Here is a 26,065-nt window from a genome sequence, read left to right as displayed (position 1 = left end):
GAGTATGGACTACTCACGTCAAGAGGGATTTGTGGCCGGCGGGCGCGAAAACCAGAAGCAACGCACCCGGCAGACGCTGATGGACGCCGCCATCGCCCTGGCGCGCGACGGCCGGTCCCCGACGATCGCCGAGGTCGCCGCCGCCGCGAAGGTGTCGCTGGCGACGGCGCATCGCTACTTCCCCAACCGGCAATCACTGTGGGCGGACGTGGCGATCATGCAGAACTGGACCGCCCGCACTGTCGGCTTCGACGACCTGCCCGCGGATCCGGAGGAACGCGTCGACCGCGTTGTCCGCGCGCTGGCCTCCGCCCAGCTCGGTGATGAGGTCCTCTGGCGTGAAGTCGTGCGCGCGTCCGCGGACCGCTGGTTCGCGCAACTCGACATCCCCGAATCCGACCGCACGCCGACTCGCGGCACCAACCGCCTCGATCTGGCCGCTCTCGCCCTCGAGCCACTCCGAGAACAACTGGGCCCCAGGCAGTTCCAGCGACTGGTGCAGGCGATGACCATGGTATTCGGCGCCGAGGCCATGATCAGCCTGCGCGATACCGCCCGCCTGGACTCCGAATCCGCGATCGAGGCCATGAGCTGGGCGGCCCGTGCTCTCGTCCGCGCCGCGCTCGCCGAGCATGCGGAGCGGTAGGGCGAACGTACTAGAGGTGATTCGGTTCGGTCGTAGCGCCGAGCCGGACCGGTTGACTGCGCAGCCCTCGCAGTACCGGGCTGGCGATGCGTTCGGGTGCTCCGGACGGAGTCAGTGCCGGCGCCCGGCGCATGAGCTCCTCGATGGCCGCGGTGGCCTCCATTCGGGCCAGCGCGCTGCCCAGACAGAAGTGGATACCCGCGCCGAAGGCCAGATGCTCCCCGGCCTCGGCCCGATCGAGCCGGAACTCGTCGGGGTCGGCGAACCGGCGCGGGTCGCGGTTGGCGGCACCGAGCAGCGGCAATATGTAAGAGCCTGCGGGAACAGTTGATTCGCCGAGATCGATATCGGTGTCGGCCACGCGCAGCAGCGCCTGCGCCGGACCGTCGAACCGCAGGGTCTCGGTGACCACTGCGGCGGCCAGTTCGGGTTCCGCGTGCACACGGGCACGAAGATCGGGACGCTCGAACAGGGCCAGGGCGGCGTTGGAGATCAGGTTCGTCGTCGTCTCGTGGCCCGCGACCAGCAGCAGGATGCAGAAGTTCACGATTTCGGCGGTGGACAGCGCGTCCTCGCCTTCGCCCGCGATCAAGGTGCTGATCAGGTCATCGTCGGGCGCGCGGCGTCGTTGCCGGATCGTGCGATAGAAGAACCATGAGATCGCCGCCGCGCCGCGCATCATCGCGGTGCGGCTGCCGCCGGTGAGTAGCCCGTCGATCAGTGCATCCGACCACCGCTTGAAGTCGTGCCGCCGTTGTGCCGGTACACCCAGCATCTCGGCGATGATGATCGCCGGAAGCGGCGCGGCCAGATCGCGCACCAGATCGGGGTTCGGATCGGTGGACATCTGCTCGACCAGGTCCGCGGCAACCTCGCGAATTCGCGGTTCCCACTCCATGATTCGCCGGGGTACGAAGGCGCGGGAGACCTTGCGGCGCAACATCGTGTGATCGGGTGGATCGCTGGTCAGCAATACGCGTGCCGCGGGCAGACGCGAAAGAACAGCCGACAGCCACGGTGACGCGGTCGGATTGAACGGGTCGGAACCGATCGCCGCGACGGCCGAGGAGAAGCGCCGCGAATCGCGGACGACGGCGCGGACGTCGTCGTAGCGACTGACTATCCACAGATCCGGATCCACGGAGTGATAAACCGGCGCGTGCTCGCGCAGCCACGCGTAACTCGGATACGGATCGGCGATCGTGTCGGGACTGTTGAGATCGAAGGTGCCGGTCATGGTTTCGCCCCCAGAGCGGTGAGAAGTGAATCAGCCCATTCGTCGACGAACCGTTGGTCGGTCGTTGCGAACGGGGAATGGTGATAGACGTTGGTCATCACCCAGTAGTTCTCGATGGCGCCGAGCCAGATCGTGGTCATGGCCTCGAAGTCGCGGTCGGGCAGCTGCTCCTGCGCCGCCCGGCCCGCCAGCCAGTCGGCCAGAAATCGGTACGAAGGGTTGAACAGCCGTTCCCGGGCCTGTGCCATCACCTCGGGAAACTGCTCGGATTCCTTCATCATCACGCGGATGAGGTTGCGCCAGTTGGACATCAGCAGCAGTGACCCCCGCGCCACCAGTATCAATTCGGCCCGCAGGTTGCCGAGCGGAAACATCGGCGCCAGCGCGAACCCGGTCTCGGCCAGCCGGACCGCTGCCTCCACGGCCGCCGACAGCACCTGCTCCTTGGACGCGAAATGGGTGTACAGGGCGCCGGATCGCGGGGACAGCCCAGCGGCCTCCTCGATCGCGGCGACGCTGGTCGAGGCATACCCCTGATCGGCGAACAGGCGCAACGCCTCGGCGACGATCCGCTCTTTGGTACTGTCCACGGCGGCTTCTCCAATCAAGCACTTGGACATCTCAACCATACGCTTGTCGCCCGGCGATGCCCAGGGAGATCTTTCTGCGCCCGGGCCTCGTCGGTGCTCGAAGTTACAGTGCGCGTGTGAGTTCCAGAGGAATTGAAGCCGGTGAGTTCGGGATGCTGCTGGTCGATCGCGACCCGGCGGTTCGGCGACAGGCGCAGGGCGAATTGCGCCGGATCGCGGAGGACGATGTCACTGCGCACGTCCGGGTCGCGATCGAGATCCTGGATGAGGACGAATACGCTTACGCCTGGCCGGATGTCATCGAGGTCCTGCGATCGCTGCGGTATCCCTGGGTCGAGTTCCGTTACTTCTGGCAGGCTTTCGCGCACACCGAGGACGATGGCTTCCGCGATCGAATAGGCGGGCTGCTGGGTTTGCCTGCGAGGACTCGACTACCGCGGTTTCCCCCTGCGGCGGAGCGCGAGCCCGGAATCCAGCACTGGGGCTGGGATCCCGAGGGAGCGGACGCGCGACGATGCTGCCACGTCGCGGCACTGGTGGCGCTGTTGACCAGCTCGACGGAATGGGTGCGCTGGGAAGCGTTTCGGAATCTGGCGCAGGGCGGTCCGGGCATGATCGGCGTGCTACGCGAGGTGCGTGCGTCCCGCTCCCGAGCCCGTGGTGCGGCCCTGGCCCTGCTGGCCGAATTCGGCTGGCACTACCTCGATCCGGCCGATCTGGCGGTCGTCCGTCGGCTGATCCGGACGAAGCAGGCCGCCGAAGTGCCCGAACCGGTGTTGCTCCAGCGCGGATGGTTCGCACTGCCCACCACCGATCAGGCGGCGGTGCTGGATGCCCTCGGGCTCTGCGATCCGATCCCGGCGACCCTGCGCATGGGGTTTGCCGCATGGCGTGACCACGCGCGCGACCCGAAGGCGGAATGCCGGCGGCCGATCAATACGACGACCGACCTCTATCGTTACGACGACGAGTGGGGCGTCGGCTACGACTATCACGAGGTCTTCGTCACTCCCGCGTTCGACGGTTGGACGCTGGTGGTGGGCGACTGGCGACCCCGTGACGGCTGCTCCGGGCGGTGCGTCGAATTGAGCCGGCGATTCGGGGCGGCGCACTTCTACGAACAGGTCTGCGATATCGACTTCTCGAGCGAGTGGTGCGTGGCTCAGGATGGCGAAATGCGGGTGCACTGCGTGGTTTTCGGCGACGAGATCGATTTCGTTCAGGCCGCCGCCCTCGGCCCGGCACCGACCCGGGAGTCGTTGAGTGCCTGGCTCGAGGCCGAGGACCACGGCCGAGGACACCGCACCCCGCGACCATCCACGCTGGCCGCCGCGGCCGCCCGTGACCTCGCGCGCGATGTGAACACGCTGCGTCGGCGTTTCGGCCGGGATCCCTTACCTGACGCGGCACTCTACGTCACCACCGAGGAGTCACCGCAGCCCGAGCCCGCCGAATGGGAGGTCGGCGTGGAAGGCGCCGCACCCCGATTGTCGGTACTGCCCGAGACATTCGGTCCGCACACCCATGTCGTCGGCACCGGCGTCCTGGCGGTGCCGATCGCGGCCAGACACCGAGTTCGTATGGGAGCCGTACTGATCTAGCATCCCGAACCGGCCGACCTGTACAGTCCGAATCCGGAGGGCAGATGGCACTGACGCGGTTTCACCATCGAATCGACGAAATGACCGACGACTCGGGCTTTCTCGGTCTCGTCGACCCGCACGCATACACGTCTTTCGTGGGCGCGGAGTGGACCTTGGAGGGTTTGTTCGAGCGGGTCGACTCGCAGATGCGGCAGCGGACGATCCTGCTGTGGGGCACCGGCGGCGAGGAGCAGTGGCGTGTCGACCTGTCGGATTCCCCGGTCGACCCGCGGTTGCCGATCATCAGGCAGATCACCGGCCCGATCGCCGTGACCGGCGGTGAATTGATCGTGGTCAATCTGGAAACCGTCACGATGGCCGCCCAATTCGCGGACTCCGCCGTGGACGACGACAAGGACGTGTACGGATCGCGTATCGAACTCCCGAACGGCGACTACCTGTGCACGATCAGCCAGCTCACCGATCCCGAGGAAGGCCGAGCCCACGACGGCCCCGACTTCCATCTCCAGTTGCTGGCCGGACGGATCCCGCCGTGGCCCGAGATCGCATGGTCCGAACTGTGAGTGCGGTCGTGGGTAACCCGTTCACGCCGGCGCACCAGGCTGTGGAACTCGAGGACGTGCAGACTCTGGCGCGGTTGCTGGCCGACGGTGTCGATCCGGACGAGGTCCACGGGGACATGACGTTGCTGACGCACGCGATCGATATCGAAGGCGACAGTGCCTGGCAGACCGGAGATCCGATGACCGTGCACACCACCGCGGTGCTGTTGGGTTTCGGTGCCGACCCGCGCCTCGCGGATCCTGCCGGGCGCACACCGACGGACCTCGCCGGGTACTACGGCCACCACCTGGCGATACGACTGTTGCAGCGGCACATCACTTCAGGCGTTCGGCTCGCCGAGGCGCTCGAGTGCGCCGAGCACTCCCAGCCGGGGGCTGGCGAGCACAGGAACGCTGAGGTCGCCGAGTAGTTCGATGGCCGGGGCCATCGATGCCTGGGCCAGCATCACCACATCGACGTCCGCGGTGATCGATAGGACGTGGTCGGCGATCGCCCGATGATAGGAGGAGAGGTCACCGGTTTCGAGGTGCTCCCAGCTGTCGAAGCAGGGTGCGTCGATGAATGTCGGTGTGACGCAGGCGGCGGCTGCTTGTTCCGCGAGCAACAAGCCGGTGGGTTGCCGCGTCGACTCGAGAGCTGTGACGACGCCGACCCGGGCGTAGCCGACGACCGCGGCGGCGAGCGCTCGATCGACGCGCAGCACCGACGGGTCGACCCGTTCGGCCTCGCCACCGATCGTCGAGCAGGTGCAGACGATGACATCGGCCTCGGCGAGTTCGTCGAGACGGTCCCGTAGGTCTTCGGTGTACGGCAGGCCCGCGCGGGCGTTGTCGAGCAGTGAACCATCGACCACATGCCGATCGGATACGGCGGGCGCGATCTCGGCGAGTAGTGCCCGAAATGTCGAGACGTGTTGGTCCGCGGTGTGTAGGAACCCGATAACCGGCATGCTGTTGCTCCTTGTGGAGAAGTCGACGTATCACCGGGAGAATCGCTGACAATTAACCATATCTATCGAGTCGGAGGCGATATCGGCTCCCCTCCGTGCCGACATCGCCTCCGCTCTGCCGCAAAGCTACGGAACTTCGACGCCGCCGCACAGTGCCGACGGGGGGAATTTCCGGAAACTCCCATTTCAGGGCGGTTGTCCGGATTTTCCGGTCCGGAACGCAGCAGGTGCCGAAACCGCCTGTGACACCAGCTGATCGGGCGAATCAGGCAAAGGCGTGTCGCTCCGAGCGGGAACGAGTGTTTGCGATAGGTTGCCCCGATGCCATACATGCGGCGTGAAGACGATGTGTTCATCATTCACCTCGGTGAGCGCGACTCCGAGAACCGTTTCCATCCCGACTGGCTGGCCGCGATGAACGGGCTGCTCGATGAGGCGCTGGCGAGCGAAGGTCCCGCGGCGCTGGTCACCACCGGTGACGGCAAGCACTACTCGACCGGCGCGGACCTGGCTTGGTGTGCCGGTCACCCGGAACGAGCCGACTGGTATCTCACCGAGGTACAGCAGTTGTTTCGACGCGTCCTCACCCTGCCGATGCCGGTGGTGGCCGCCCTGAACGGCCACACCTTCGGCGCCGGCGCTTTCCTCGCCGTCGCCCACGACCATCGCGTCATGCGTGCCGACCGCGGATACTTCTGCTTTCCGGGTGTCACGCTCGGCGCGAACTACGCCTACGCGACCGTCGCCATGCTCCGCTCCCGGCTGCCCGCGAGGGTGGCGCACGAGGCGCTGGTCTCGGGCCGCCGCTACGGCGCTCCGGACGCACTCGCCACGGGCCTGATCGACGCGACCGCCGAATCCGACCGCGTCCTGCCGGCCGCCGTCGAATACGCCCGATCGCTGGCGCCCACCCGCGGCCCGGTGCTCGCCGAGATCAAATCGGCCCTGCATCGCCACGCGGTCGACGCTCTGGAAGAACCGGTCGTCGGCTACACCGACCACGCTCTTCTCAAGCGCGCGTAGGGCATTCGGCCGAATCCGGTCAGCGGGCCGGGTGGTTCGCGGAATCGGCGGCCGAGAGCCGTTCCGGAACGTCCTCCGGATCGAAGTGCAATTCGGGGTCGACGACCCCGTGCCCACGCAGCAATCGGGCGTCGTCACGGTAGTGCAGCGAGGTCTGCCACGGCTTCCGGTCGCCCTGCTTGGGCAGGTAGCGCACCGCCCGCTGCACATAGCCGGCCGCGCCGTCCAGCACCGGACGCAACTCCATCGCCGGACCGGCGACTTCGGCGCGAGCGACGCGATAGCCGTGCGAATCCATGTGGCCGAGCAGCCGGCAGAAGTACTCGCCCAGCAGCCCGATCTTCAGAGTCCAGGAAATATTGGTGTACCCGACCACGTAGGCCAGGTTCGGCACGCCGGACAGCATGAGGCCCTTGTAGGCGACCGTGTCGGGCGGATTGACCGTCTGCCCGTCCACACGTAGTCGCGCACCGCCGAAGGATTGCAGGTTCAAGCCGGTGGCGGTGACGATGATGTCCGCGTCGAGTTCGCGTCCGGATGCCAGCCGGATCCCGTTCTCGGTGAAGGTCGCGATCTGCTCGGTCACCATCGACGCCTCGCCCCGGCGAATCGCGTCGAACAGGTCGCCGTCGGGCGCCACGCACAGGCGCTGGTCCCAGGGGTGGTACGGCGGGTTGAAGTGCTCGTCGACCGGAAAGCCCGCGGGTAGTCGAGAAGCGTTGGCGGATCGGATGATCCGCCGCGCCGCGGTCGGGTACTTCCGGCAGAAGGACCACAGCGCCCAGTCACGAGCGACGCTCATGCGCCGGGTCGCGGCATAGCCGCGCCGCACACCGAGCACCCGTTTGAGCGTATTGGCGATCGCGTCCTTCTTCGGCATCGGAAGCACATAGGTGGGGGTGCGCTGCACGATCGTCACATGGGCGGCCGTCGCCGCCAGTGCGGGCGCGAGGGTGACCGCGGTGGCGCCGCTACCGATGATCACCACCCGTTTACCGTGGTAGTCGAGATCCGCGGGCCAGTGCTGCGGGTGCACGACGGTTCCGGTGAAACGGTGCCGCCCAGGGAAATCCGGGATGTAGCCCGCGTCGTAGCTGTAGTATCCGGCGGCGCTGACCAGCCAGGTCGCCGTCAGATCGAATTGTTCCGCGGTGTCCTGGCGTTCGACCCGCACCGTCCACCGCGCCTGCTCCGAGGACCAGGCCGCGTCGACCACCCGGTGCTGGTAGCGGATGCTCTGCTCGAGCCGGTTCTCCTGGACCGTCTCCCGCAGATAGGTCATGATCTGCGCACCGTCGGCGATCGATTCCGTACCGCGCCACGGTTTGAACTCGTAGCCGAAGGTGTGCAGATCCGAATCCGATCGAATCCCCGGGTACCGGAACAGATCCCAGGTGCCGCCCAGGTCGGCGCGAGCCTCGAGAATCGTGAACTGCTTGTGCGGCAACAAGGTTCGAAGGTATCGCCCCATGCCGATACCGGATATCCCGGCCCCGACGATCACGACGTCGAGGTGTTCGGGCGCTGCCGCGCCGTTCGGTCGGCCGGCGTTCCCTGTCGTCAATGCGGCTCCTCCACGATCGCGTCTCCGCCCGCTGTGGAGACAGCTCGAGGTTTCCACAACCGGTGCGCCGGGTCGAATCGGCGCGGAATCGGTTGGGCCCCAATCGGTAGTGGGGGCCGAGAGGCTTGTGCGGCGGGGAATTCTGATGACACGCGGCGCAGCGACCCGCGAGAATACCCCTGAGGGGTATTCTTCGGTTATGGGCCCCGAACACACGCACGCTGCCGCCGACCCCCAGCACGCCCACGGCGGCCACGCCGATCACGTGGCTCAGTTCCGGAAACTGTTCTGGGTGATGGCCGTGCTCGCGATACCGGTCGTCGTCGCGAACATGATGTTCGCCGACCTGCTCGGCTATACCGTGCCCGAGAACCTGTCGTGGGTGTCGCCGCTCGGCGGCACCGTCATGTTCTTCTGGGGCGGACGCCCCTTCCTGACGGGCGCAATCTCGGAGATCCGGTCGGGCCAACCCGGCATGATGCTGCTCATCGGCCTCGCGATCACCGTCGCATTCCTCGCCTCCTGGGGCGCGACCACCGGGCTACTCGCCCACGACCTGGATTTCTGGTGGGAGCTGGCGCTCCTGATCGTGATCATGCTGCTCGGGCATTGGATCGAGATGCGCTCGCTCGGGCAGGCCTCCTCGGCCCTGGAATCGTTGGCCGCGCTGCTGCCCGACGAAGCCGAGCGCTTCGACGACCACGGCTCGATCAGCGCCGTAGCGACCTCCGACTTGCGCGCCGGAGACCTCGTCGTGGTGCGCCCCGGCGGGCGGGTTCCCGCCGACGGGACGGTCGAATCCGGCTCCGCGGATCTGGACGAATCCATGATCACCGGCGAATCGAGGCCGGTGCGCCGAACTGCCGGAGACCGGGTGACCGCCGGCACCGTCTCCACCGATTCCGCACTGCGAGTTCGTATCACCGCCGTCGGCGAAGACACCGCTCTGGCCGGAATCCAGCGCCTGGTCGCCGAAGCCCAGAACTCCAGCTCCCGCGCCCAGGTATTGGCCGACCGCGCCGCAGGACGGCTGTTCTGGTTCGCCGCCATCGCGGCTGTCATCACCGCCGTGACCTGGCTGATCCTGGGCGAGCCCGAATCCGCGATCGCCCGCACCATCACCGTGCTCGTCATCGCCTGCCCGCACGCCCTGGGCTTGGCGATCCCGCTGGTGGTCTCCATCGCCACCGAACGCGCCGCCGCAGCGGGCATCCTCATCACCGACCGCCGCGCCCTCGAAGCGATGCGCACCGTCGACGCGGTGCTCTTCGACAAGACCGGAACCCTGACCCGCGGCGAACCCGCGGTCACCGCGCTGACCGCCACCGGCATCGGCGAAAACGACCTCCTCGCCGCGGCCGCCGCGGCCGAATCCGACAGTGAACACCCGTTGGGTCGCGCCATCGTCACCGCCGCCACCGACCGGGACCTGGCCATCCCCACGGCGACCGAGTTCACGGCACGCAACGGCATAGGCGTTACGGCCACCATCGACGGTGGCCGCATCAGTGTCGGCGGCCCCGGCTTGCTCGCCGATCACGGACTCGATCCGCTCCCGGAGACCGGACAATGGGCTGAACAGGGCGCGACAGTTCTGCATGTTCTGCGCGACGATGTGGTGGTCGGGGCCCTGGCCCTCGCCGACGAGATCCGCCCGGAGTCCGAACAAGCCGTCCGAGCGCTGCACGCCCGCGGAATCCATGTCGCCATGATCACCGGCGACGCCGAATCCGTCGCCCGCACCGTCGCCGCGCGCCTGGGCATCGACGAGGTGTTCGCCGGCGTCCTGCCCGAGGACAAGGGCGCGAAAATCGAAGCCCTCCAGAACGCGGGCCACACCGTGGCCATGGTCGGCGACGGCGTCAACGACGCCCCCGCACTGGCCCGCGCCGACGTCGGAATCGCCATCGGCGCGGGCACCGACGTCGCGATCGCCTCTGCCGGAGTCGTCCTCGTCGGCGACGACCCCCGCTCGGTGGTCTCGGTCATCACCCTGTCGCAGGCGACCTACCGCAAGATGATCCAAAATCTCAGCTGGGCAGCCGGATACAACATCATCGCGGTACCGCTGGCCGCCGGAGTCCTTTCCCACTGGGGCATCACCCTGCCCATGGAAATCGGCGCCCTCCTGATGTCGGCCTCCACCGTCGTCGTCGCCGTCAACGCCCAACTCCTGCGCCGCCTCGACCTGCGACCCGCCGATCGAGGCGAGGCGCACGGCGACGTGGTCAGCGAATCGTCCTCGGATCATCGAGCACGGGACGTGTAATCGGTGCGGCGGCAAGATCCGCCTGCTGTCAGCCGACGACCAGGCAGAACGGGTGACCGGCCGGATCCAGTAGCACCCGCCACCGGTCGCCGCCCGGCTGGTGGTCCGGCCTGACCGCGCCGAACCCCAGCGCCGCCTCCTCCGCCGCGTCGAGGTCCTCGACTCTGAGGTCCAGGTGCAACTGCTGCGGCATCTCCTGACCGGGCCACCGCGGGGGCCGGTATCCGTCGACCCGCTGGAAGCCCAGCTCGCAACCCGAACCATCGGTCAGGGCGACGAACTCGTCAGCGTCATAGCCGAACCGCATGCCTGTCAGCTCTCGGTAGAAACGGGCCAGAGCCCGGGGATCGGCGCAGTCCAGAGTCACGCCTCGCAGCACGGCCATCGGCATCGTCCACTCCTCGGTCATCCATGGTCGCGGACCACGCGGCGGCCCGCGGCAGACTGTCATCCAACCGCACTGTCGTGGCCCGGCTCCACTCCTTATTCGGCGGGCGCCCGAACCGGTTCGCAACCCCTGACCATCGGCCATGAGATCTCGGTCCACGACCTCCACACCGAGCTCTTCCGACACGCCAGCGAACGCGGACCGGTCGAACCTCGCCGGCGTCGAGTCGAACAAGTTTCAGGTAGCCGCGTACTCGCGCAGGGAAGCGGGTTCTCCGGGCATGGTGAGGCTTGTCTACCCGCGCGAGTGGACTTGTTGCACAGGTTGATTCGCGGTCACTTCGTAGAGGGGAACGATCACGATGCGGAGAACACTGATCAACGCGATGGTCGCTGTCACGGTCGCTGGTGGTGTCGGTTCGGGGGCGTTTGCCACGGCGTCACCGGATCCCGGCGCAGGTCTACGTAAGGAGGTCCAGGACAAACCCACCCGTTGCGAGCAGGTTCCGTTCTCGACGAGCCTGGTCTGTATCGACATCAGTCTCGATTTGTTCGACCGTCACGTCACCGTCTGGTACGACAACCGGAACACCGGAGTCGAACGAGGATGCCGATTCCGGTACGCCGGACCCGACGGGCAGCACGTGGACCAGGGAGAGTTCCGGATCGACGGGCCCGGCCTCTACTCCTATCGCTGGGCTGATCCTCCGCTGCCATCCGGTTTCTACACCGGCATCCTGACCTGCGAGGCCAGGGCGTTCCCGCAGCCTTCCGTGTCTATCTGAAGCCAGGCAACTGCGATAGCCTCGCACGCACTCCACCCATCAAGGAGCGGCGAAGCCGGTGCCGGTGGTCGATCGGTCGTGGTGGTCGTAAGGCATGGTGCCGATGCCGCGTTTCGCACCGAACCTCCGCAGGGGCGCGCCGATTCGCATCGCGACCGGATCGCGCGTGGCCGCGGCGGTGGCGCGGCGGCCCGGACGGCGCGGATCTGGTCGCCGATGCGGACGGCGACGGCCGAGGATCGGGCCCAGGCTTCGAAAGTGGCAGCCCGTTGGACCCTGCGTACTTCGTGCCCTCGAAGACGTTCGCACACGCTGATATGCACAAGTCGGCCCTGTGTCGTCAGGCCCGTTCGGGGCGATAGATCGCTCTAGGCGGGACGTTCCGCGGCTCCGATCCCACCGCAGCGGTCCTCGGCGGTGGGTAGCGAGGCGGCGTTTCATAGCCGGTTGAGCGGATTGTGATATTCCAGGCCGGTCGGTGGAATCCGGTCGCGATCAACGATGATTTCTCGGGTTCGATCTGAATTGTGCACGGAGGAAAGTACTTGAAGAAGTTCATGGGCAAGGTTGTTGTCGCAATGGCGGCGGTGGGCCTTGCAGCCGGATCGGTGATCGGGGCCGGTTCGGCGACCGCGGTCGATACCGAGGGCTCGGGCCTGTTCGGCGCGATCGCTTTCAGCGAGCAACAGTGGTATTACGGGAGCAGCGTCGACGCGGTCAGTGCCGAGGAGGCGATCGCCGAAGCGCTCGACAACTGTGCCTGGGACGGCGCTTCGGATTGTGCTGTCATGGTGGCGTGGGCCGACGGCTGCGGCGCGCTGATCTACATCGACAACGATGACAACCTCTACGGTGTCGGCACCGGTGCAGGTCCGGACCGCTCGGCCGCGCTGTTCGCCGCCCACGCAAGTCTGGGACGCGGCTACCCGCGGGCGCTGCTGGCCAATGTCGGTTCCGCGGAATGGTCGAACACAGGGGTTACCGAGGTAGTCTGCACGGCCAACGTGTAATTCGGAGATCTGCCCGGCAGGCGGTTGGCCTGCCGGGCATCATCCTGTCGTGCCGCGTTCCGCACTGGCCGAACCGGCCGTGGTAGCCGGAGATAGGTGGGCGATCCTGTGTGGGTGGACTTGGATGGCCTGGTTGTGATCGAACTGTCGGAGGACGAGCGAGAGGTGCTGCGCTGTGGACTGCGTGAATGGGGCGGTCCGGCGCACTGCACCGATGCGCTCGCGGTCGCGATGGGTTTCGAGAATGTGGCGGATCTTTTCGGGCGGGGACGGCAGTTGCGTTCGCGGCTGATCTCGAATGAGCCGCTGAGCGCTGCGGATTGGCGACGGACGCTGGTCGCGACCGAGTTCGTGTTCGCCAGCGATGTATACGGGTCCGGGCAGGACTGGTCGATCACAACGGGGTTCTCGGATGAGCAGACGATCCGAATCCTTCGGCGGCTTCAGAGGAAGATCGGCCGCGCGTTGCGCCGGACATTGTGAGGCAGGAGCGTGGAATATCCTCTCCTGCGGCTGAGCGCTCGGCCGACGCCGGAGCAAGCCGCAGTCCATCGAGCGGGAATGCCTGGGCGGTCTGCGTGCTCAGCTACGGGGGCGGTTGGCTGGCAACAAGATTCCAGGAAAGCTGAAATGCTCACGCGGCCCGAAGCGGACCGGTTCGCCCTCGATCCTGAGCTGGTAATTCAAGTACCCCCAGTAGGGCTCGAACCTACAACCCGCGGATTAAAAGTCCGCTGCTCTACCAATTGAGCTATAGGGGCTGGGCAGAGCGACGGGACTCGAACCCGCTAGGACCGGCTTCACAAACCGGTGCCGCGACCGCTTTGGCTTCGCTCTGCATGAATGAGAAAGGGCCGCGACCACATTCGGTGGCGCGGCCCTCGACGGGTATGTGAGATACCTGTCAAGGACCGATCGGATGCACGGAATGTTTGCTCTGGCCGATCATTTCGTGCTCCCTTCGTTGTCGTGTGCCATCAACGTAGCAAGGGGGCGGTGCTCGCGAAACTGATTTGATTCCGGTCCGCGACCGGTCGGGCGTCGGGTGCGATCGTGTCTGCGGGGAGAATGGGTTCAGGGACCGGCTTCGGTGTGGTGAACACGGTATCGAATAGCTGTGTGCGGCAAGGGATTACGGATGGAGAAGGCTTTGACTCGGGCGACGGTTGTCGGTAGCGGTCCCAACGGGCTGGCGGCCGCCATCACCTTGGCGCGGGCGGGGCTGGAGGTGACGGTGCTCGAGGCGGCCGAGACGATCGGTGGCGGCACTCGTTCGAGTACCGCGATCGTGGACGGCCTGCTGCACGACCAGTGCTCGGCCGTGCATCCGATGGCGGTGGGGTCGCCGTTCCTGCGCGGCCTGGATCTTCAGCGCTACGGTTTGCGCTGGGCCTGGCCGGAAGTGGACTGCGCGCATCCGCTCGACGATGGTTCCGCGGGTGTGCTGCACCGCTCGGTCACCGAGACGGCTGCCGGTCTCGGCCCCGACGAGCGACTGTGGCGCACCCTGTTCGAGGGGCCGGTCGCCGGATACGACGAGCTCGAGGCCGACATCATGCGGCCGCTGTTGCGGCTACCACGGCATCCGATCCGGTTGGCGCGCTTCGGCGTTCCCGCGCTGGTGCCCGCTACCGGGCTGGCCCGGGCTTTTCGCACCGAAGCGGGCCGGGCGCTGTTCGGCGGTGTTGCGGCGCACGCGTTTCATCCGCTGGAACGGCCGTTGAGCGCGAGCATCGGGCTCGGCATCCTGACCGCCGGGCACCGCTACGGCTGGGCTGTCGCCGTGGGCGGATCCCAGCGGATCGCCGACAGCATGGCCGCGGTGCTGGCCGAACACGGCGGAAAGATCGAGACCGGCGTCCGGGTCTGCGATCTCGCGGATCTGCCGCCGTCGGAGCTCACGCTCTGGGATATCGCGCCGAGCGCGGTAGCGGAGATCTTCGGGGACCGGCTGCCCGCGCGAGTCGCGCGTGCCTACCGACGATTCCGGTACGGTCCCGGCGCTTTCAAGGTGGATTTCGCGGTCGAGGGCGGGGTCCCGTGGCGGGCGGAGGTAGCGCGGCGCGCGGGAACCGTGCATCTGGGCGGCTCGTTCGCCGAGATCGCCGCGGGCGAACGTGAGGTCCATGCGGGGCGGATGCCGCAGCGCCCGTTCGTCCTGGTCGGTCAGCAATATCTGGCCGACCCGCAGCGATCGGTCGGCTCGGTACATCCGGTGTGGACCTACGCGCACGTACCGAACGGATACACCGGCGACGCCACCGAGGCGATCATCGCCCAGATCGAGCGATTCGCGCCCGGCTTCCGCGACCGGGTGGTCGGCCGGACCGTCCGCACCGCAACCGATTTCGCCGACTACAACGACAACTATGTCGGCGGCAACATCATGACCGGCGCGAAAGACATTCCGCAGCTGCTCTTCGGTCCGCGAAAGACAGTGCAGCCGTACGATATCGGCCTGCCGGGGCACTACCTGTGCTCGGCGGCGACCCCGCCGGGGCCGGGCGCGCACGGCATGTGCGGTGTCAACGCGGCTCGGCGGGCACTGCGCCGGTCGCGCTGAGCGGATCCGCGTCGGTGGGGCCTTCCGTTCGGTGGGTGCTGCGCGTATCGGAATCCGGCACCGGTGGACACAGCGCCTACCGGAATCCGGTGACGATATGGGTTCCGCTCCGGAGAACCGGAAAACCGGCTCTGACGTGGCGATTTCGATGTGCACGCTCGTGGCCGAGGCTGTCTCCGAACGTCCGCGACCCTAGCGTGCGTCGGGAGAGCCGTTGTGCGCGCGGCCGAAGGGAGGATCGATCATGGCCGAGGACAGCGAGCCGGGTCTCGGGACGGATGTGCTCGGGGCGGCGAGCGCGGGGAAGCTGCGGGTGTGGATGGACCCCGAGCAGTTCGCCCGGATCGAATACGAGTGCAACAGTTTCAAGCGGGTGATCGAGGAGATCAGCGCCGAGATGCGGTCCATCTCGGAGATCGCCGTCTGGGGCTTCGGCGACGATTCCTACGACCTGACTTCCGCGCCGGTGATGGCTGCGCGATTCCGGGGGAAGGCCGCCGGGCACGAGACAGGCGACGACTTCGTCTCGGTGCTGGCCGAGCACCTGAGCGTGGTCGAGGAGATCCGCACCTTGCACGCCCTCGCGCGAGAGCGCTATCTCGCCCAGGATGCGGAACTCGCCGCCCGCTTCCGAGCCGAGCTGGCGCGCCTCGATCAACTCTCCGCCGTGGAGTTCGCCGTTCCGGCGTGGTGGGCGCGGTGACCGAGACCGAACCGCCGCGGATTCCACCGTTCACCGAGTACCCGCCGGGCTGGACGATCCAGCAGATCCGGGATTCGTTCGACCTCGTGGACACCACCCCGGCATTCGAGGGCGCGGGGAAATACCTGTGGGCGCAACAGAAGTGGAGCGAGGCGCTCGCGGCCTTCGGCCAGCGCATGGCGATCTCGCTCGCGGAGGCATGGGATGGTGACGCCGCGGAAGCAGCGCGGAGCGGAATTCGACGTTACCTCGTGAGCGCCGAAGCCCTCACCCCGTGCTTCGGCACCGTGGACCAGTTGATCTCCGCCACCGCGTCGGCGTCGGCGACGGTTCGCGCCAGCCTGGCGGGGCTGCCGCCGCCGGTTCCCGACGACGGCAACACGTTCGGCCACGCGCTGTCCCAGGCGATCCAGGACGAGGACGAGGAGGCCGCCCGCGCGCTCATGCGTGACTACTACGTCCAGGAGTTCACCAACGCGGACAATTCGATGCCGGTCCTGCCGCGACCGGTGCCGGTGAGCCATGCGTCCGACAGTGCCGACCCGAGCCGGGTGTGGGTGTGGCAGGACCCGATCCGGACACCGGAAAGTCCGGATGCATCTACGCCCGGGCCCGATCCGAGCAAACCCGAGAGTCCCGGCCCGGCGGATCCGAATCGCACGGGGACGCCGACCGCGCCGGACCCCGCGACGAACCCGCCGAGCACAACCCCCGCGAGCACGAACCCGGCGAGCGCAAGCCCCGCGAGCACCAACCCGGCGAGCGCGCTCCCGCCCAGCACGACTCCGGGCACCACCCCCGCGGGCACGGCACCAGCGAACACGGTCCCGGGTACCGCGAACCCATCCGTTCCGCGTGAACCCGGTACTGTGCCACCGGCCGCGGCCGATGTGCCGAAAACCGCCCTGTCGCCCCGATCTCCCCGCACGCCCGCGCTTTCCGCACCGGAGATCACCGGCAAATCGACGCCTGAACCGGCTCGCTCGGTACCGGGCACCCCGGTACCGACCACCGGTGCCCGGGCCCAGACCACGCCATCGACCCGCGGTGTGGCGGGAGCCTCCGGTACGCCGGGCATACCCGGCGCCGGCGCGGCTCGAAAATCCGAGGACGACCCCGAACACCGGATACCCGATTACCTGCGCAGCGAGGCCAACACCCGCGAGCTACTCGGTGCGCCCCCGAAGCGGACGTCCACCGGTGTGCTCGGCGCGAAATACCGAGCCGCCCAGACGAAGCCGCCGACCCCGGAATCCCCGAGCGCCGAAGCGAGCTGATGACCACACCGAACGAATGGACCTGGGAGCCCGACGATTTTGCCGCGCTCTGGTACAGCGAAGCCTACGACCGGTTCCCGCGCCCCCTGCGCTACCGCAGCCGCTTCGCCTACCTGGCGGATTTCCAGGCACACCGCGACGCGGTGCTGGACCGCTGTTCCGACGAGGAGATGACGCAGATCCGATACGCGCTGCACACGCTGGGCAGCTCACAGGTCCGTATCGAAATTCTCTGCGGCACAACCAGAACGAAGAACTCCGATACGGTTCAGTGTCGATTACTCGGGGCCCGCGACCGCGACGAGGCCGTCGTGCTGCGGCAGATCATCCGCAGCGATGATCCGGAGCGGATCCAGCTGCGCCGGTGTCGTCGCGACCAGCTACCGGTTCGGCTGATCAATTGGCTGGTGCCCGCGGACGCCGGCGGGCTGCCCCCGGCCAGCTATCTCGCACACGAACTGCGCGACGACGCCGACTGCGAGTTCCACGATTTCTTCGACGAGGAGCCCTCGGCGCGGGAGCGATATCGGTGGTTTCGTGACCGCCCGGCCGATGGCGGCGGGAGCGCGGCATTGTATTCGGGGCCGATTCTCGCTCGGCCGCAACCGATTCGGATGTTGCAGTGGTACGACCACAGCGGGGACGGTCGTTACACGGAGTCGCGCCGAGGCGACCGGATCGAGGTTGCCCCGGCCGGACCACGCGACCTGGCCGCCCGTTTCGCCGCCTGGCTCACCGGTGACATTCGGGGATTCGACTGTGCCCGTTGAATGCTCATCCTCGGATGGGAAACGATTCGAGTGAGCGTATGCCGATAACCTGTGCGGGTGGTGGTAGTTGGCCGTGGGACCGGGGGAGAGCAGCTGGGCCCGGCGCGCAGGGTGTTCGTGCAGTTGCTGGGCGAGTTGTTCGAGGCCGCCGGCAGGCCGAAGCTCGACCAGGTTGTGCGCCATGTGAATACGCGTTTCTCCGGCACGCGCGGGCTGCCGTCGATGCAGCGGATCAGTGCGTGGCGTTCCGGCGAGAACGTGCCCAAGAAGTGGGAGTCGCTGGAGCCGCTGCTGCTGACGCTGTTCGCCCTGGCACAGCCGCGCAAGGACAGCGTGCCCGCCGGATTGCTGAGCAAGGTGGCATGGCAACGCATCTGGCGCGCCGCGACCGCGGAGCCAGGGCCCGGAATCGGCACCGCCAAGCACGGCGTGATGCGCCAGGAGGGCCTGCCGCTTCGCCCCGCGCTGACCGACACCCTGCCTCGGGACCTGAACACCCTCATCGGCCGGGACGAGGTGCTGAGCAAACTGGTGGACGCCGCGGGGCCGGGTCGTGCGATGTCGATTCTGTCGATCGACGGGATGCCGGGCATCGGCAAGACCGCCTTGGCGATCCGGGCGGCGCATGTACTGGCCGACGAATTCCCCGACGGCCGCTTCTTCGTGAACCTGCACGCGCACACTGTCGGGCACGCGAGCGCTCGGCCGGCGGAAGTGCTGGCCGGCCTGCTCACCGACCTCGGCATCGATCCGCACAGCATCCCCGAGCAGCTGGAGAATCGCCGCAATATCTGGCGGGATCGCCTGTCCGGCAAGCGAGTTCTCCTGGTGCTCGACGATGCGGCCGACCTCGCGCAGGTGGAACCCCTGCTGCCGAAGGGCCCCGGCTGTCTGACGATCATCACCAGCCGGCGTCGCCTGGTGGATCTGGATGGGGCACAGCCGTTTCCGCTCGACACCCTGGATCCGGACCGGGCGGCCGAGCTGTTCTGCACGCTGGCGCATCGCACGCCCGCCGGCGGTGAAGTCGACGCGGTGCACGAGATCACGCGCCTGTGCGGGTATCTGCCGCTGGCCCTGGTGCTGCTGGCCAGTCGGCTGGCGCACCATCCGAGCTGGACGATCGCCGCCCTGGCCGCGGATCTGGGCCGGGCGCAGGATCCGCTCGGCGAGCTCGCCGCCGGTGAACGTGCCGTCTACGCGGCGTTCACGATGTCCTATCGCGACTTGCCGCCGGAGCGGCAGCGGCTGTTCCGGCGCGCCAGCCTGCACCCGGGGCCCGATCTCGATCACGAGGCCGCGGCGGTGCTGGACGGCATATCGGTGGCCGTCGCGCGCCGGGAACTGGATGCGCTGTTCACCGACCATCTGCTCGACGAACCGGCCGGTGGCCGCTACCGCATGCACGATCTGCTGCGCCAGTTCGGGCGCGCGCTCGCCGAGCAGGATCCCGAGACGGATCGCCGGGCCGTGCTCGATCGGCTCCTGGACCACTACCGAGAGCTGGGCGGCAGCGCCGATCGCTGCCTGGCCGGTGAACCGCAGCCGGACTACTTTCCGGGCCGTCCGCAGGCTCTGGCCTGGCTGCGTGCCGAGCGCGGCAATCTGCTGGCGTGCTTGGAACACGCTGCGGCCCACCAGCAATCGGATCGAGTCCTCGGACTGACCAGCGCGCTGTCGGGCCTGCTGCGGCTGGATGGCCCCTGGCCGCAGGCGATCGCGCTGCACCGGCGCGCAGCGGTGACCGCGCAACAGGCCGGGGATCGGCGCGGTGCGGCCGACGCGCTCAACGACCTCGGCATGGTGCGCTACGCGACGGGCGACTATCCCGGTACGGCGGATCTGGTGCGGCAGGCGCTGGCGATCTATCAGGAGATCGGCGACCGTGACGGGCAGGCCCGGGCGCTGAGCAGTCTGGGCCGATTGGGTTATGCGACAGGCGAATACGAGGCCACCGCGGATCTGGTGCGGCAGGCCCTGGCGATCTATCGGGAGGGCGGCGATCGAGTCGGCGAGGCCTTCGCGCTGATCGGGCTCGCCGTGGTGCGCTACGCGGTGGGCGACTATCCGGGTACGGCGGATCTGGTGCGGCAGGCGCTGGCGATCTTTCAGCGGGAAGGCGATCGTTTCGGGGCGGCGTACGCGCTCAACCAGCTGGGCATGGTCGAGTTCGCGGTCGGGGACTATCCCGCCGCCGCCGAGGTCCTGGGACAGGCGCTGGCGATCTATCAGGAGATCGGCGACCGTCTCACCGCCGCACACGCACTCAGTGACCTTGTGGCGGTGCGGTTCTCGACCGCCGACTACCCGATGGCGGCGTCGCTCGGGGCGCAGGCGCTGGCCAGCTATCAAGAAGTCGGCGACCGGCTGGGCGAGGCGTACGCGCTGAGCGCGCTCGGGCGGCTGCGGCACGCCATCGGCGACCTGTCGGGCGCCGCGGACTATATGGAACGAGCGCTGGCCCTGTTCCAGCACATCGGCGACCGGGTCGGGACCGCGTACACACTCGGCGATCTCAGCTTCGTCCAGCTCTCGACCGGTAACTACGGTGTCGCGGTCGGGCGGATGCGGGACGGACTGACGATCTTCGAGGAGATCGGCGATCGGGCCGGCCAAGGGTACACACTCCTGATGCTCGGGCTGGGTCGCTACGTGAGCGGTGAGTACCCGCAGGTGACCGAGCTGACCGAGCGGGCGCTGGCGCTCTTTCGAGAGGTCGGTGACCGGGTCGGCCAGGCCTACGCGCTGTGCAGCCTGGGTCGGCTGGGCTACGCGGTCGATGACCTTCGGACCGCGGTCGAGCAGGTGCGCCAGGCGGTGTCGATCTTCGAGGAGATCGGCGACCGAGTCGGCGAGGCGTACGCGCTGAGTTGCCTGAGCCGATTGTGTTTCGCCCAGGACGATTCCGCCGCCGCGGAGCGGCTGGTCCGCCAGGCCGGGCGGATGTACGAGGAGGTCGGCGACCGATTCGGGCATGCCGTCGCCCTGGGTGGTCTGGCGATGCTGCGGTTCCAGTGTGACGACTATGCCGCCGCGACGGAGCTGGCGGAGCGGGCACTGGCGATCTTCGTCGAGATCGGTGACCGGGTCGGGCAGGCCTACGCCTACATCTGCCTGGGCGTGGTGCGCTTCCGCTCCGGTGATCAGGCCGGAGCGGCCGAACTGGTCGAAAAGGCGCCGGTGATCTTCCAGGAGATCGGCGACCGGCTCGGTGAGGCCTACGCGTTCATGGGACTGGGCCTGATCCGATACCGGTCCGGTGACCATTCCGGTGTGGCCGATCTGCTCCGGCAGATGCTGGCCGTCTTCCGGGAGATCGGCGAACGGCCCGGACAGGCCGAGATGCTCGACCGGATCGCCGAACTGTGGGATCTGGCCGAACCGCAGAACGCGGTGCTGTCCTATATCGACGCAGCCAGGCTGGGGCGCGAGATCCAGGTCCGATGGCGCAAACGCCGCGTCTGGCGCGATCTGCCGGTGCCCGACAATCCGCGGTGATCCTCAGGCGCGGGTCTTCCAATCTCGGTGTTGCCGACCGAGTTCGGTGACCGGCGGCGCGTCGTAGACCCATTCCCGGCCGATGGCATACCAGTTCGCGGTCGCCCCGAGACGGCCGAGCGTGCCGCAGGTCCAGAAGCCGACGCGCCGGGAGAAGAGGTGCTCGGGCGGCAGGTACTGGCCGCGGATGCCGTCGAATTCGCTGCGCCGGGGGTCGATCGCGTGCAGGATCGCACCGCACGCCAGCTCCGGGGTCAGCGGCAGGTCGTCGTCGACGAGACACCATTCGCTCGCGGACAGCACATAGTCGTAGACCTCCTCGGCGCTGACCGCCGCCGGATCCGCGATGACCCCGCGCCCCACCATCAAACCGTGCAGATCCTCGACGCGCTCCTCCGAGGCCGCGCGCAGGCAGGCGATCTCGAAGGCGATGTGTTCGGGCGCCATGCGGTTGTACATCCCGAAGTCCAGGAACACCACGCGGCCGTCCGGGTGCAACAGCACATTGCCGGGGTGCGGGTCGCCGCAGAACTCGGCGGACTCGTACAGCGAACCGACGTAGAAGCGGTAGATGATCTCGCCGACTCGATCGCGCTCGGCCTCCGGCAAGCGGCAGATGGCGTCGAAATCGACGCCGGGCGAGAATTCGGTGACGAGCACCCGGCGCCCGCTCAGCTCCGGAAAGGCTTGGGGCACAGTGATGAACGGATGCCCGGCATATCTGCGGGCCACCCGCTGCTGAGTGCGCGCCTCGGCGATATAGTCGATTTCCTGCTCGAAGCTGGTGCGCAGTTCCTCGAGTACGCCGGTGGTGAAGCCCGGAAGGACCTGCTTCAACAGCACGCGCAGCATCCCGAGATTGCGCAGGTCGGCGTGCACCGCCAGATCGATGCCCGGATACTGCACCTTCACCGCGACCTCGGTGCCGTCGAACAACCGGGCGCGATACACCTGGCCGATCGACGCGGCGGCGATCGGGTTCGGATCGAACTCGGCGAACAGCTCCGTGAGCGGCCGGTCGAGATCCTCCTCGATCACCTGGCGCATATCGTCGAAGTCGACCACGGGCGCGTTCGCGAACAGGACCGACAGCTGGCGCTGGAAGAGCTCGCGCTGCTGCGGTGGAATCAGATCCAGATCGAGCAGCGACAACAGTTGGCCGATCTTCATGACCAGCCCCTTCATATCGCCGAGCACGGTCACGAGCTGTTCGGCCAGGCGAAGCGCGGATTCGTCGGCCAGCCGCGCACGCGCTTCCTCGGACCGGCCGATCATCGAGAGCTTGGTCCGGCGTTTGCGGATCGCCTGCGCCGCCACCACCGCGCCGATTTTCGTCCCCCGGACCAGTCGCGAGGTCGACACCGGTTTGGGATTGTTCATGCCTGCTGTTCCCTCCGGTGCCGATCGTCCACTCGCACACTGTAGGAGGTCGGGCCCGCCCTGTCCGACCCACGGTAATCCCGGACGGGGTGAAAGATGCTGCTAGGGACCGGGTTCCGGTCCGGAAAACCCGTGAATCCGGTGGTGATCTGCGGTGACCGCGATGCGTTCCGGAGACCGGACTGTCCGGAATCGCGCCGGCGCTGTTGGGTCGTGCTCGTGTTCAACCACTACGACGATCCATGGGACGACGAATGGGACGAGGCGCCACTGGTGCCGAGCCGTCCGCCTGCCCACCCGCCGCCTGCCAGTACCTATGCCAGCATGGTGCTGGACCGGGGACTGTTGCCGATCAGCCTGCGATTGAGCCCGCACTGGCATGACCGTGTCGCCGGGGAGGATGCCGCCGACGAGCTGCTGCGGGTATACGAAAGTACGGTCGAGGCGACCCTTTTCGAGGCGATGTCGACCGGGCAGTTCGCCGGTGGCGAGTTTCGGCACGCCTGCGGCTTTCCCGACCGGCGCACCGTGCTCGCACTGTTGCTCGAAGCCTCGAGCTGGCCGGACTACCGGGCCGTCCAGGACGAGATCGCCACCAGGAACAGGTTCGAAGTGCACGGTCGCGCGCAGGTCGACCGCGAGCCGGTCGTCACACTGCGAGCCGACTGTTTCCAGGTGCGAACCCTGGAGATCTGGCCGGAATGGGCGGAACGTGCCGCCGTAGCGGAGATCGCCGACGAGGTGCTGTGCTGCGCGGACCAGATCCGCTCGCTGCGCCCCGCGTATCGGGTTCGAGGGGATTACTCGCGATACTCCGACGAGGACCTCGAGTATCACCATCTACGTCATCGTGAATATCTGATCGAGGGAATGCGAACTTAGTATGGGCACACCGACGAAGCAGGCGATATCGGTGGCAGTCGACGCCGTGCGCGCTGCCGCTCACCATTGGGAAGTAGCCGCCGACGCTTTGGAAAAGGCGAAACAGGCTGCCGAGAAGGCCAAGTTCGAGAAGGCCGAAGCGGGGGTGTTCGCGCTGGCGTACGACAAATACAAAGATGCCCCGGGTTTCATGCGCGATCGAATGACAGAGGGAATGGAAGTTTGCAGAACCATCGCGCACACTATGCGTCATGTGGCGGACACGTATCAGGCCGAGGATGAGCGGAACGAACACGCCATCCGGAATCTGTACTAGACGGAAGTACCGACGATGAGTGGCGATACGAATCCGCAGACACGCAGCGGGCTGACCAAGGTTGTCGAGGACATCAGAACGAAATCCGACGAGCTGAAGAAGAAGCCGGGCGCGGTGAACGACGCCTTCGGCAGGATAGTCAAGGGAGTCAGAATCGCCGGTTACGGTGGTGGCCTTGCCCTCGGGCCGCTCGGGCCCGTCGTCGGAGGCGGCGCGGCCGAGGCGGCCGTGCACACACTGTGGCAGCAGCGCGATCGGGTGCTGCAGATCATTGCCGATGTCGACAAGAAGCTCGGCGACGTGATGAAAGGCATCACGATACCGATCACCTTCATCGACTACGCCAATACCTGGCGCGATATCTCCAGTGCCGTCACCGAGGCCGGCAACCAGATCGATGAGACGAAGCTGACCGCGCAGTGGTCCGGCATAGCCGCGGAAAGCTACGAGAACTCTCGGCTCAGACAGGCGAAACCGTGTTCGCAAGGCGCGATTCCGGCATCGTGCGAAACGATCGCCGTCGCCCTCGAGGACGTCGCCGTGAAGACCCTGGAACTCTACCGCGAGATCGTCGCGGCGCTCATCTCGATGATCACCTCCCTCGCGGAGCTCGCCGGTATCGCGGCGTCTGGTCCCGGCGTCGTTGCGCAAACAGGGGAAATCGTCAAAGCGCTGGCCAATCTCTACGGCACTATCGCCACAGCGGTGGGAAGTATCGCCTCCTCGGCCCAGAACTCGATGATCAACGGAAACCGGATAGCCCAGGCCAGCTCGGACATCGACGGCCTACCCGACAACAAGTGGCCCGCGATGGTCGTGTCCGGAACCGCGAAGTTCGACGACGCCACGGTCACCGACGGCACGAACCAATGGTCCGTGCGAACCGACCGTGTCACGCAGTGAATCAAGCTTGCTGGCGCTGGTGCCGACTGTTCTCTGAGCATGAATCGAGCAGGTCCGTAGGATCGGAGGGCATGCGAGATCTCAGCGAGCCCGCATCCGGGGCACCGGGGGAGCGGAAGGCGGTGGCGGGGTTCATCGCCGCGGTGCTGGTCGTTCCGGCCGGGGCGCTGGGGGCCGGGATCGCGCAACTGGTGTGTTGGTGTGCCGGCGTGGTCTGGTGTTTCTGGTCGGTCGCGGAGTCCAGGCGGGCGTCGGCGCCGGTTCGTCGCCTCGCAGTGGCCGGGCTGGTGATCAGTGCAGTGATCGGGGTGGTCATGGTTGCCGGCGTCGTCCTGCTGTTGGAGGGCAGGATGCCGTATGGCTGACGGTTGTTACCCTCGCGCCCGGTCCGGGTTGATGCGCAGGCGAATTCCTTTGTACACCACAGTGTTCGGGCGATCATCGTCGTCCGGGTCGCCGGAGTCCCCGGGGTCGGGTAGTTGCGCTTGCTCCTCGATGACGATCTGTGCGCGTGCCGCTCCCGGGTCCCACATCTCCTGGAACGGTCCGACGAACGAGCCGCCGAGTCCGTGCCGCTTCGCCCGGATCGCCGCCCATCCGAACAGGATCGGCGGGCCGACGGTCGCGGCCAGTAGCAGTAAGTCCCCACCCATGCGCACCAGCGTACCGACGAGCGCACACGGTTCCGGGTGTGATCGAGCCGCACCTGTGGGTCCGGTGGGGTCTGTGGCGCTCCGGGGGGGCGAGGGTTGATCGCTGGCAAACATGGTCGAATTACCACAGATAACGGTAATTTCGGCGCTGAGGGTGGAATTTCGGCGATTCGGCGGACGCGTCGGCAATAAGTCAGCTACCTTCCGCGGCATGACCGATTGTGTGTTGGTGCCGCCGGTGGTGGAGTCCGCCGGGCAGACCGGAATCATTCTCGATGTCGAGCGACTCTCGGTGGACGACCCCGCCGAGTCGGTGAGCCTGCTCTGTACCGATGGCGCTCGATTGCGGATTCCGGATTCGCTGTTCGGCTGGGCGGCGAGCGTGATCGACGACAACTTCAAGCGGCGCGCCGAGGGGAGTCCGTCGCTGTTCCCGGTGCAGATCGAATTCGGCACACTGAACGGGATGATCTACGCCGAGGTCCTGTAGTC

Annotated in this window: 26 protein-coding genes and 2 tRNA genes; 19 read left to right on the top strand and 9 right to left on the bottom strand. The window is 67.3% G+C overall.

Annotated elements, in window-relative coordinates:
* The first annotated feature begins 4 nt into the window (after positions 1-4).
* Positions 5-646, top strand: a complete 642-nt coding sequence (locus ACFVMC_RS30300; RefSeq protein WP_379215933.1) for a hypothetical protein — start codon at positions 5-7, stop codon at positions 644-646.
* Between the two features lie 10 nt (positions 647-656).
* On the opposite strand, the gene ACFVMC_RS30295 is transcribed toward ACFVMC_RS30300, so the two are convergent.
* Together ACFVMC_RS30295 and ACFVMC_RS30290 are read right to left on the bottom strand one after the other, a co-directional pair.
* On the bottom strand, positions 657-1,883 hold the full coding sequence (locus tag ACFVMC_RS30295) for a cytochrome P450 (protein ID WP_379215931.1): 1,227 nt from the start codon (positions 1,881-1,883) through the stop codon (positions 657-659).
* Entirely contained in the window at positions 1,880-2,473 is a 594-nt protein-coding gene (locus ACFVMC_RS30290; protein ID WP_379215929.1) for a TetR/AcrR family transcriptional regulator, read from the bottom strand. Before ACFVMC_RS30290 ends, ACFVMC_RS30295 begins: the two co-directional genes overlap by 4 nt.
* A 116-nt stretch (positions 2,474-2,589) precedes the next feature.
* Here ACFVMC_RS30290 and ACFVMC_RS30285 point away from each other — a divergent pair, with 116 nt between their 5' ends.
* The 3 genes from ACFVMC_RS30285 (at position 2,590) to ACFVMC_RS30275 (ending at position 5,050) form a co-directional block, all read left to right on the top strand.
* Entirely contained in the window at positions 2,590-4,074 is a 1,485-nt protein-coding gene (locus ACFVMC_RS30285) for a hypothetical protein (RefSeq protein WP_379215928.1), read from the top strand.
* Positions 4,075-4,154: 80 nt separating this feature from the next.
* Entirely contained in the window at positions 4,155-4,640 is a 486-nt protein-coding gene (locus tag ACFVMC_RS30280; RefSeq protein WP_379215926.1) for a hypothetical protein, read from the top strand.
* A complete protein-coding gene (locus ACFVMC_RS30275) occupies positions 4,637-5,050 on the top strand; it encodes an ankyrin repeat domain-containing protein (RefSeq protein ID WP_379215924.1) in 414 nt (137 codons plus the stop codon). The genes ACFVMC_RS30280 and ACFVMC_RS30275 overlap by 4 nt, the downstream gene beginning before the upstream one ends.
* On the opposite strand, the gene ACFVMC_RS30270 is transcribed toward ACFVMC_RS30275, so the two are convergent.
* On the bottom strand, positions 4,961-5,590 hold the full coding sequence (locus ACFVMC_RS30270; RefSeq protein ID WP_379215922.1) for a hypothetical protein: 630 nt from the start codon (positions 5,588-5,590) through the stop codon (positions 4,961-4,963). The two genes, ACFVMC_RS30275 and ACFVMC_RS30270, sit on opposite strands and share 90 nt — an antisense overlap.
* 321 nt (positions 5,591-5,911) lie before the next feature.
* Between ACFVMC_RS30270 and ACFVMC_RS30265 the strand changes: the two genes are divergently transcribed.
* Positions 5,912-6,613, top strand: a complete 702-nt coding sequence (locus ACFVMC_RS30265) for an enoyl-CoA hydratase/isomerase family protein (RefSeq protein ID WP_379215920.1) — start codon at positions 5,912-5,914, stop codon at positions 6,611-6,613.
* A 19-nt stretch (positions 6,614-6,632) separates the two neighbouring features.
* On the opposite strand, the gene ACFVMC_RS30260 is transcribed toward ACFVMC_RS30265, so the two are convergent.
* Positions 6,633-8,177 carry a flavin-containing monooxygenase gene (locus ACFVMC_RS30260; protein ID WP_379215919.1) on the bottom strand — a complete coding sequence of 515 codons (1,545 nt, stop codon included), beginning with the start codon at positions 8,175-8,177 and terminating at the stop codon, positions 6,633-6,635.
* 199 nt (positions 8,178-8,376) lie between these two features.
* On the opposite strand from ACFVMC_RS30260, the gene ACFVMC_RS30255 reads away from it, so the two are divergent.
* Positions 8,377-10,446 carry a heavy metal translocating P-type ATPase gene (locus tag ACFVMC_RS30255; RefSeq protein WP_379215917.1) on the top strand — a complete coding sequence of 690 codons (2,070 nt, stop codon included), beginning with the start codon at positions 8,377-8,379 and terminating at the stop codon, positions 10,444-10,446.
* Positions 10,447-10,474: 28 nt separating this feature from the next.
* Here the strand turns inward: ACFVMC_RS30255 and ACFVMC_RS30250 are convergent, their stop codons facing one another.
* Positions 10,475-10,837, bottom strand: coding sequence for a VOC family protein (locus tag ACFVMC_RS30250; protein ID WP_379216088.1), 363 nt, complete (start codon positions 10,835-10,837; stop codon positions 10,475-10,477).
* Between the two features lie 382 nt (positions 10,838-11,219).
* Between ACFVMC_RS30250 and ACFVMC_RS30245 the strand changes: the two genes are divergently transcribed.
* The 3 genes from ACFVMC_RS30245 (at position 11,220) to ACFVMC_RS30235 (ending at position 13,111) form a co-directional block, all read left to right on the top strand.
* Complete coding sequence (locus tag ACFVMC_RS30245; protein WP_379215915.1) at positions 11,220-11,618, top strand: hypothetical protein; 399 nt, start codon at positions 11,220-11,222, stop codon at positions 11,616-11,618.
* A gap of 545 nt (positions 11,619-12,163) precedes the next feature.
* The gene (locus ACFVMC_RS30240; RefSeq protein ID WP_379215913.1) at positions 12,164-12,628 is read left to right on the top strand and encodes a DUF4189 domain-containing protein; all 465 of its coding nucleotides are present in this window, start codon (positions 12,164-12,166) and stop codon (positions 12,626-12,628) included.
* Between the two features lie 114 nt (positions 12,629-12,742).
* Positions 12,743-13,111, top strand: a complete 369-nt coding sequence (locus ACFVMC_RS30235) for a hypothetical protein (RefSeq protein WP_379215912.1) — start codon at positions 12,743-12,745, stop codon at positions 13,109-13,111.
* 205 nt (positions 13,112-13,316) lie between these two features.
* Here ACFVMC_RS30235 and ACFVMC_RS30230 read toward each other — a convergent pair.
* Together ACFVMC_RS30230 and ACFVMC_RS30225 are read right to left on the bottom strand one after the other, a co-directional pair.
* A tRNA-Lys gene (locus tag ACFVMC_RS30230) sits at positions 13,317-13,389 on the bottom strand.
* A tRNA-His gene (locus tag ACFVMC_RS30225) sits at positions 13,390-13,466 on the bottom strand.
* A 300-nt stretch (positions 13,467-13,766) separates the two neighbouring features.
* Here ACFVMC_RS30225 and ACFVMC_RS30220 point away from each other — a divergent pair.
* The 5 genes from ACFVMC_RS30220 to ACFVMC_RS30200 all read left to right on the top strand — a co-directional run bounded on the left by ACFVMC_RS30220 (position 13,767) and on the right by ACFVMC_RS30200 (position 21,439).
* On the top strand, positions 13,767-15,191 hold the full coding sequence (locus ACFVMC_RS30220; RefSeq protein ID WP_379215911.1) for a phytoene desaturase family protein: 1,425 nt from the start codon (positions 13,767-13,769) through the stop codon (positions 15,189-15,191).
* A gap of 244 nt (positions 15,192-15,435) precedes the next feature.
* Complete coding sequence (locus ACFVMC_RS30215) at positions 15,436-15,894, top strand: hypothetical protein (protein WP_379215910.1); 459 nt, start codon at positions 15,436-15,438, stop codon at positions 15,892-15,894.
* The gene (locus ACFVMC_RS30210; RefSeq protein WP_379215908.1) at positions 15,891-17,171 is read left to right on the top strand and encodes a hypothetical protein; all 1,281 of its coding nucleotides are present in this window, start codon (positions 15,891-15,893) and stop codon (positions 17,169-17,171) included. The genes ACFVMC_RS30215 and ACFVMC_RS30210 overlap by 4 nt, the downstream gene beginning before the upstream one ends.
* Positions 17,171-17,941, top strand: a complete 771-nt coding sequence (locus tag ACFVMC_RS30205) for an ESX secretion-associated protein EspG (protein WP_379215906.1) — start codon at positions 17,171-17,173, stop codon at positions 17,939-17,941. Before ACFVMC_RS30210 ends, ACFVMC_RS30205 begins: the two co-directional genes overlap by 1 nt.
* Before the next feature lie 57 nt (positions 17,942-17,998).
* Positions 17,999-21,439: a tetratricopeptide repeat protein gene (locus ACFVMC_RS30200; protein ID WP_379215904.1), complete on the top strand. Its 3,441-nt coding sequence runs from the start codon at positions 17,999-18,001 to the stop codon at positions 21,437-21,439.
* 3 nt (positions 21,440-21,442) lie between these two features.
* Here ACFVMC_RS30200 and ACFVMC_RS30195 read toward each other — a convergent pair whose 3' ends face one another.
* Complete coding sequence (locus ACFVMC_RS30195; RefSeq protein WP_379215903.1) at positions 21,443-22,819, bottom strand: ABC1 kinase family protein; 1,377 nt, start codon at positions 22,817-22,819, stop codon at positions 21,443-21,445.
* A gap of 213 nt (positions 22,820-23,032) precedes the next feature.
* On the opposite strand from ACFVMC_RS30195, the gene ACFVMC_RS30190 reads away from it, so the two are divergent.
* The 4 genes from ACFVMC_RS30190 (at position 23,033) to ACFVMC_RS30175 (ending at position 25,285) form a co-directional block, all read left to right on the top strand.
* Positions 23,033-23,701 (top strand): hypothetical protein, encoded by a 669-nt coding sequence (locus tag ACFVMC_RS30190; protein WP_379215901.1) that lies wholly within the window; start codon positions 23,033-23,035, stop codon positions 23,699-23,701.
* A gap of 1 nt (position 23,702) precedes the next feature.
* Entirely contained in the window at positions 23,703-24,017 is a 315-nt protein-coding gene (locus ACFVMC_RS30185; RefSeq protein WP_379215899.1) for a type VII secretion target, read from the top strand.
* A gap of 15 nt (positions 24,018-24,032) precedes the next feature.
* Entirely contained in the window at positions 24,033-24,920 is an 888-nt protein-coding gene (locus ACFVMC_RS30180) for a hypothetical protein (RefSeq protein ID WP_379215897.1), read from the top strand.
* Between the two features lie 71 nt (positions 24,921-24,991).
* A complete protein-coding gene (locus ACFVMC_RS30175) occupies positions 24,992-25,285 on the top strand; it encodes a hypothetical protein (RefSeq protein ID WP_379215895.1) in 294 nt (97 codons plus the stop codon).
* Positions 25,286-25,291: 6 nt separating this feature from the next.
* Here ACFVMC_RS30175 and ACFVMC_RS30170 read toward each other — a convergent pair whose 3' ends face one another.
* Complete coding sequence (locus ACFVMC_RS30170; protein WP_379215893.1) at positions 25,292-25,573, bottom strand: hypothetical protein; 282 nt, start codon at positions 25,571-25,573, stop codon at positions 25,292-25,294.
* Positions 25,574-25,784: 211 nt separating this feature from the next.
* On the opposite strand from ACFVMC_RS30170, the gene ACFVMC_RS30165 reads away from it, so the two are divergent.
* Entirely contained in the window at positions 25,785-26,063 is a 279-nt protein-coding gene (locus ACFVMC_RS30165) for a hypothetical protein (protein ID WP_379215891.1), read from the top strand.
* Positions 26,064-26,065 lie beyond the last annotated feature (2 nt).

The sequence above is a fragment of the Nocardia sp. NPDC127579 genome, assembly GCF_042672005.1.
Taxonomy (GTDB): domain Bacteria; phylum Actinomycetota; class Actinomycetes; order Mycobacteriales; family Mycobacteriaceae; genus Nocardia.
The sequence above is the reverse complement of the archived record's forward strand: the minus strand, read 5'-3'. Positions and strand labels throughout refer to the sequence as shown.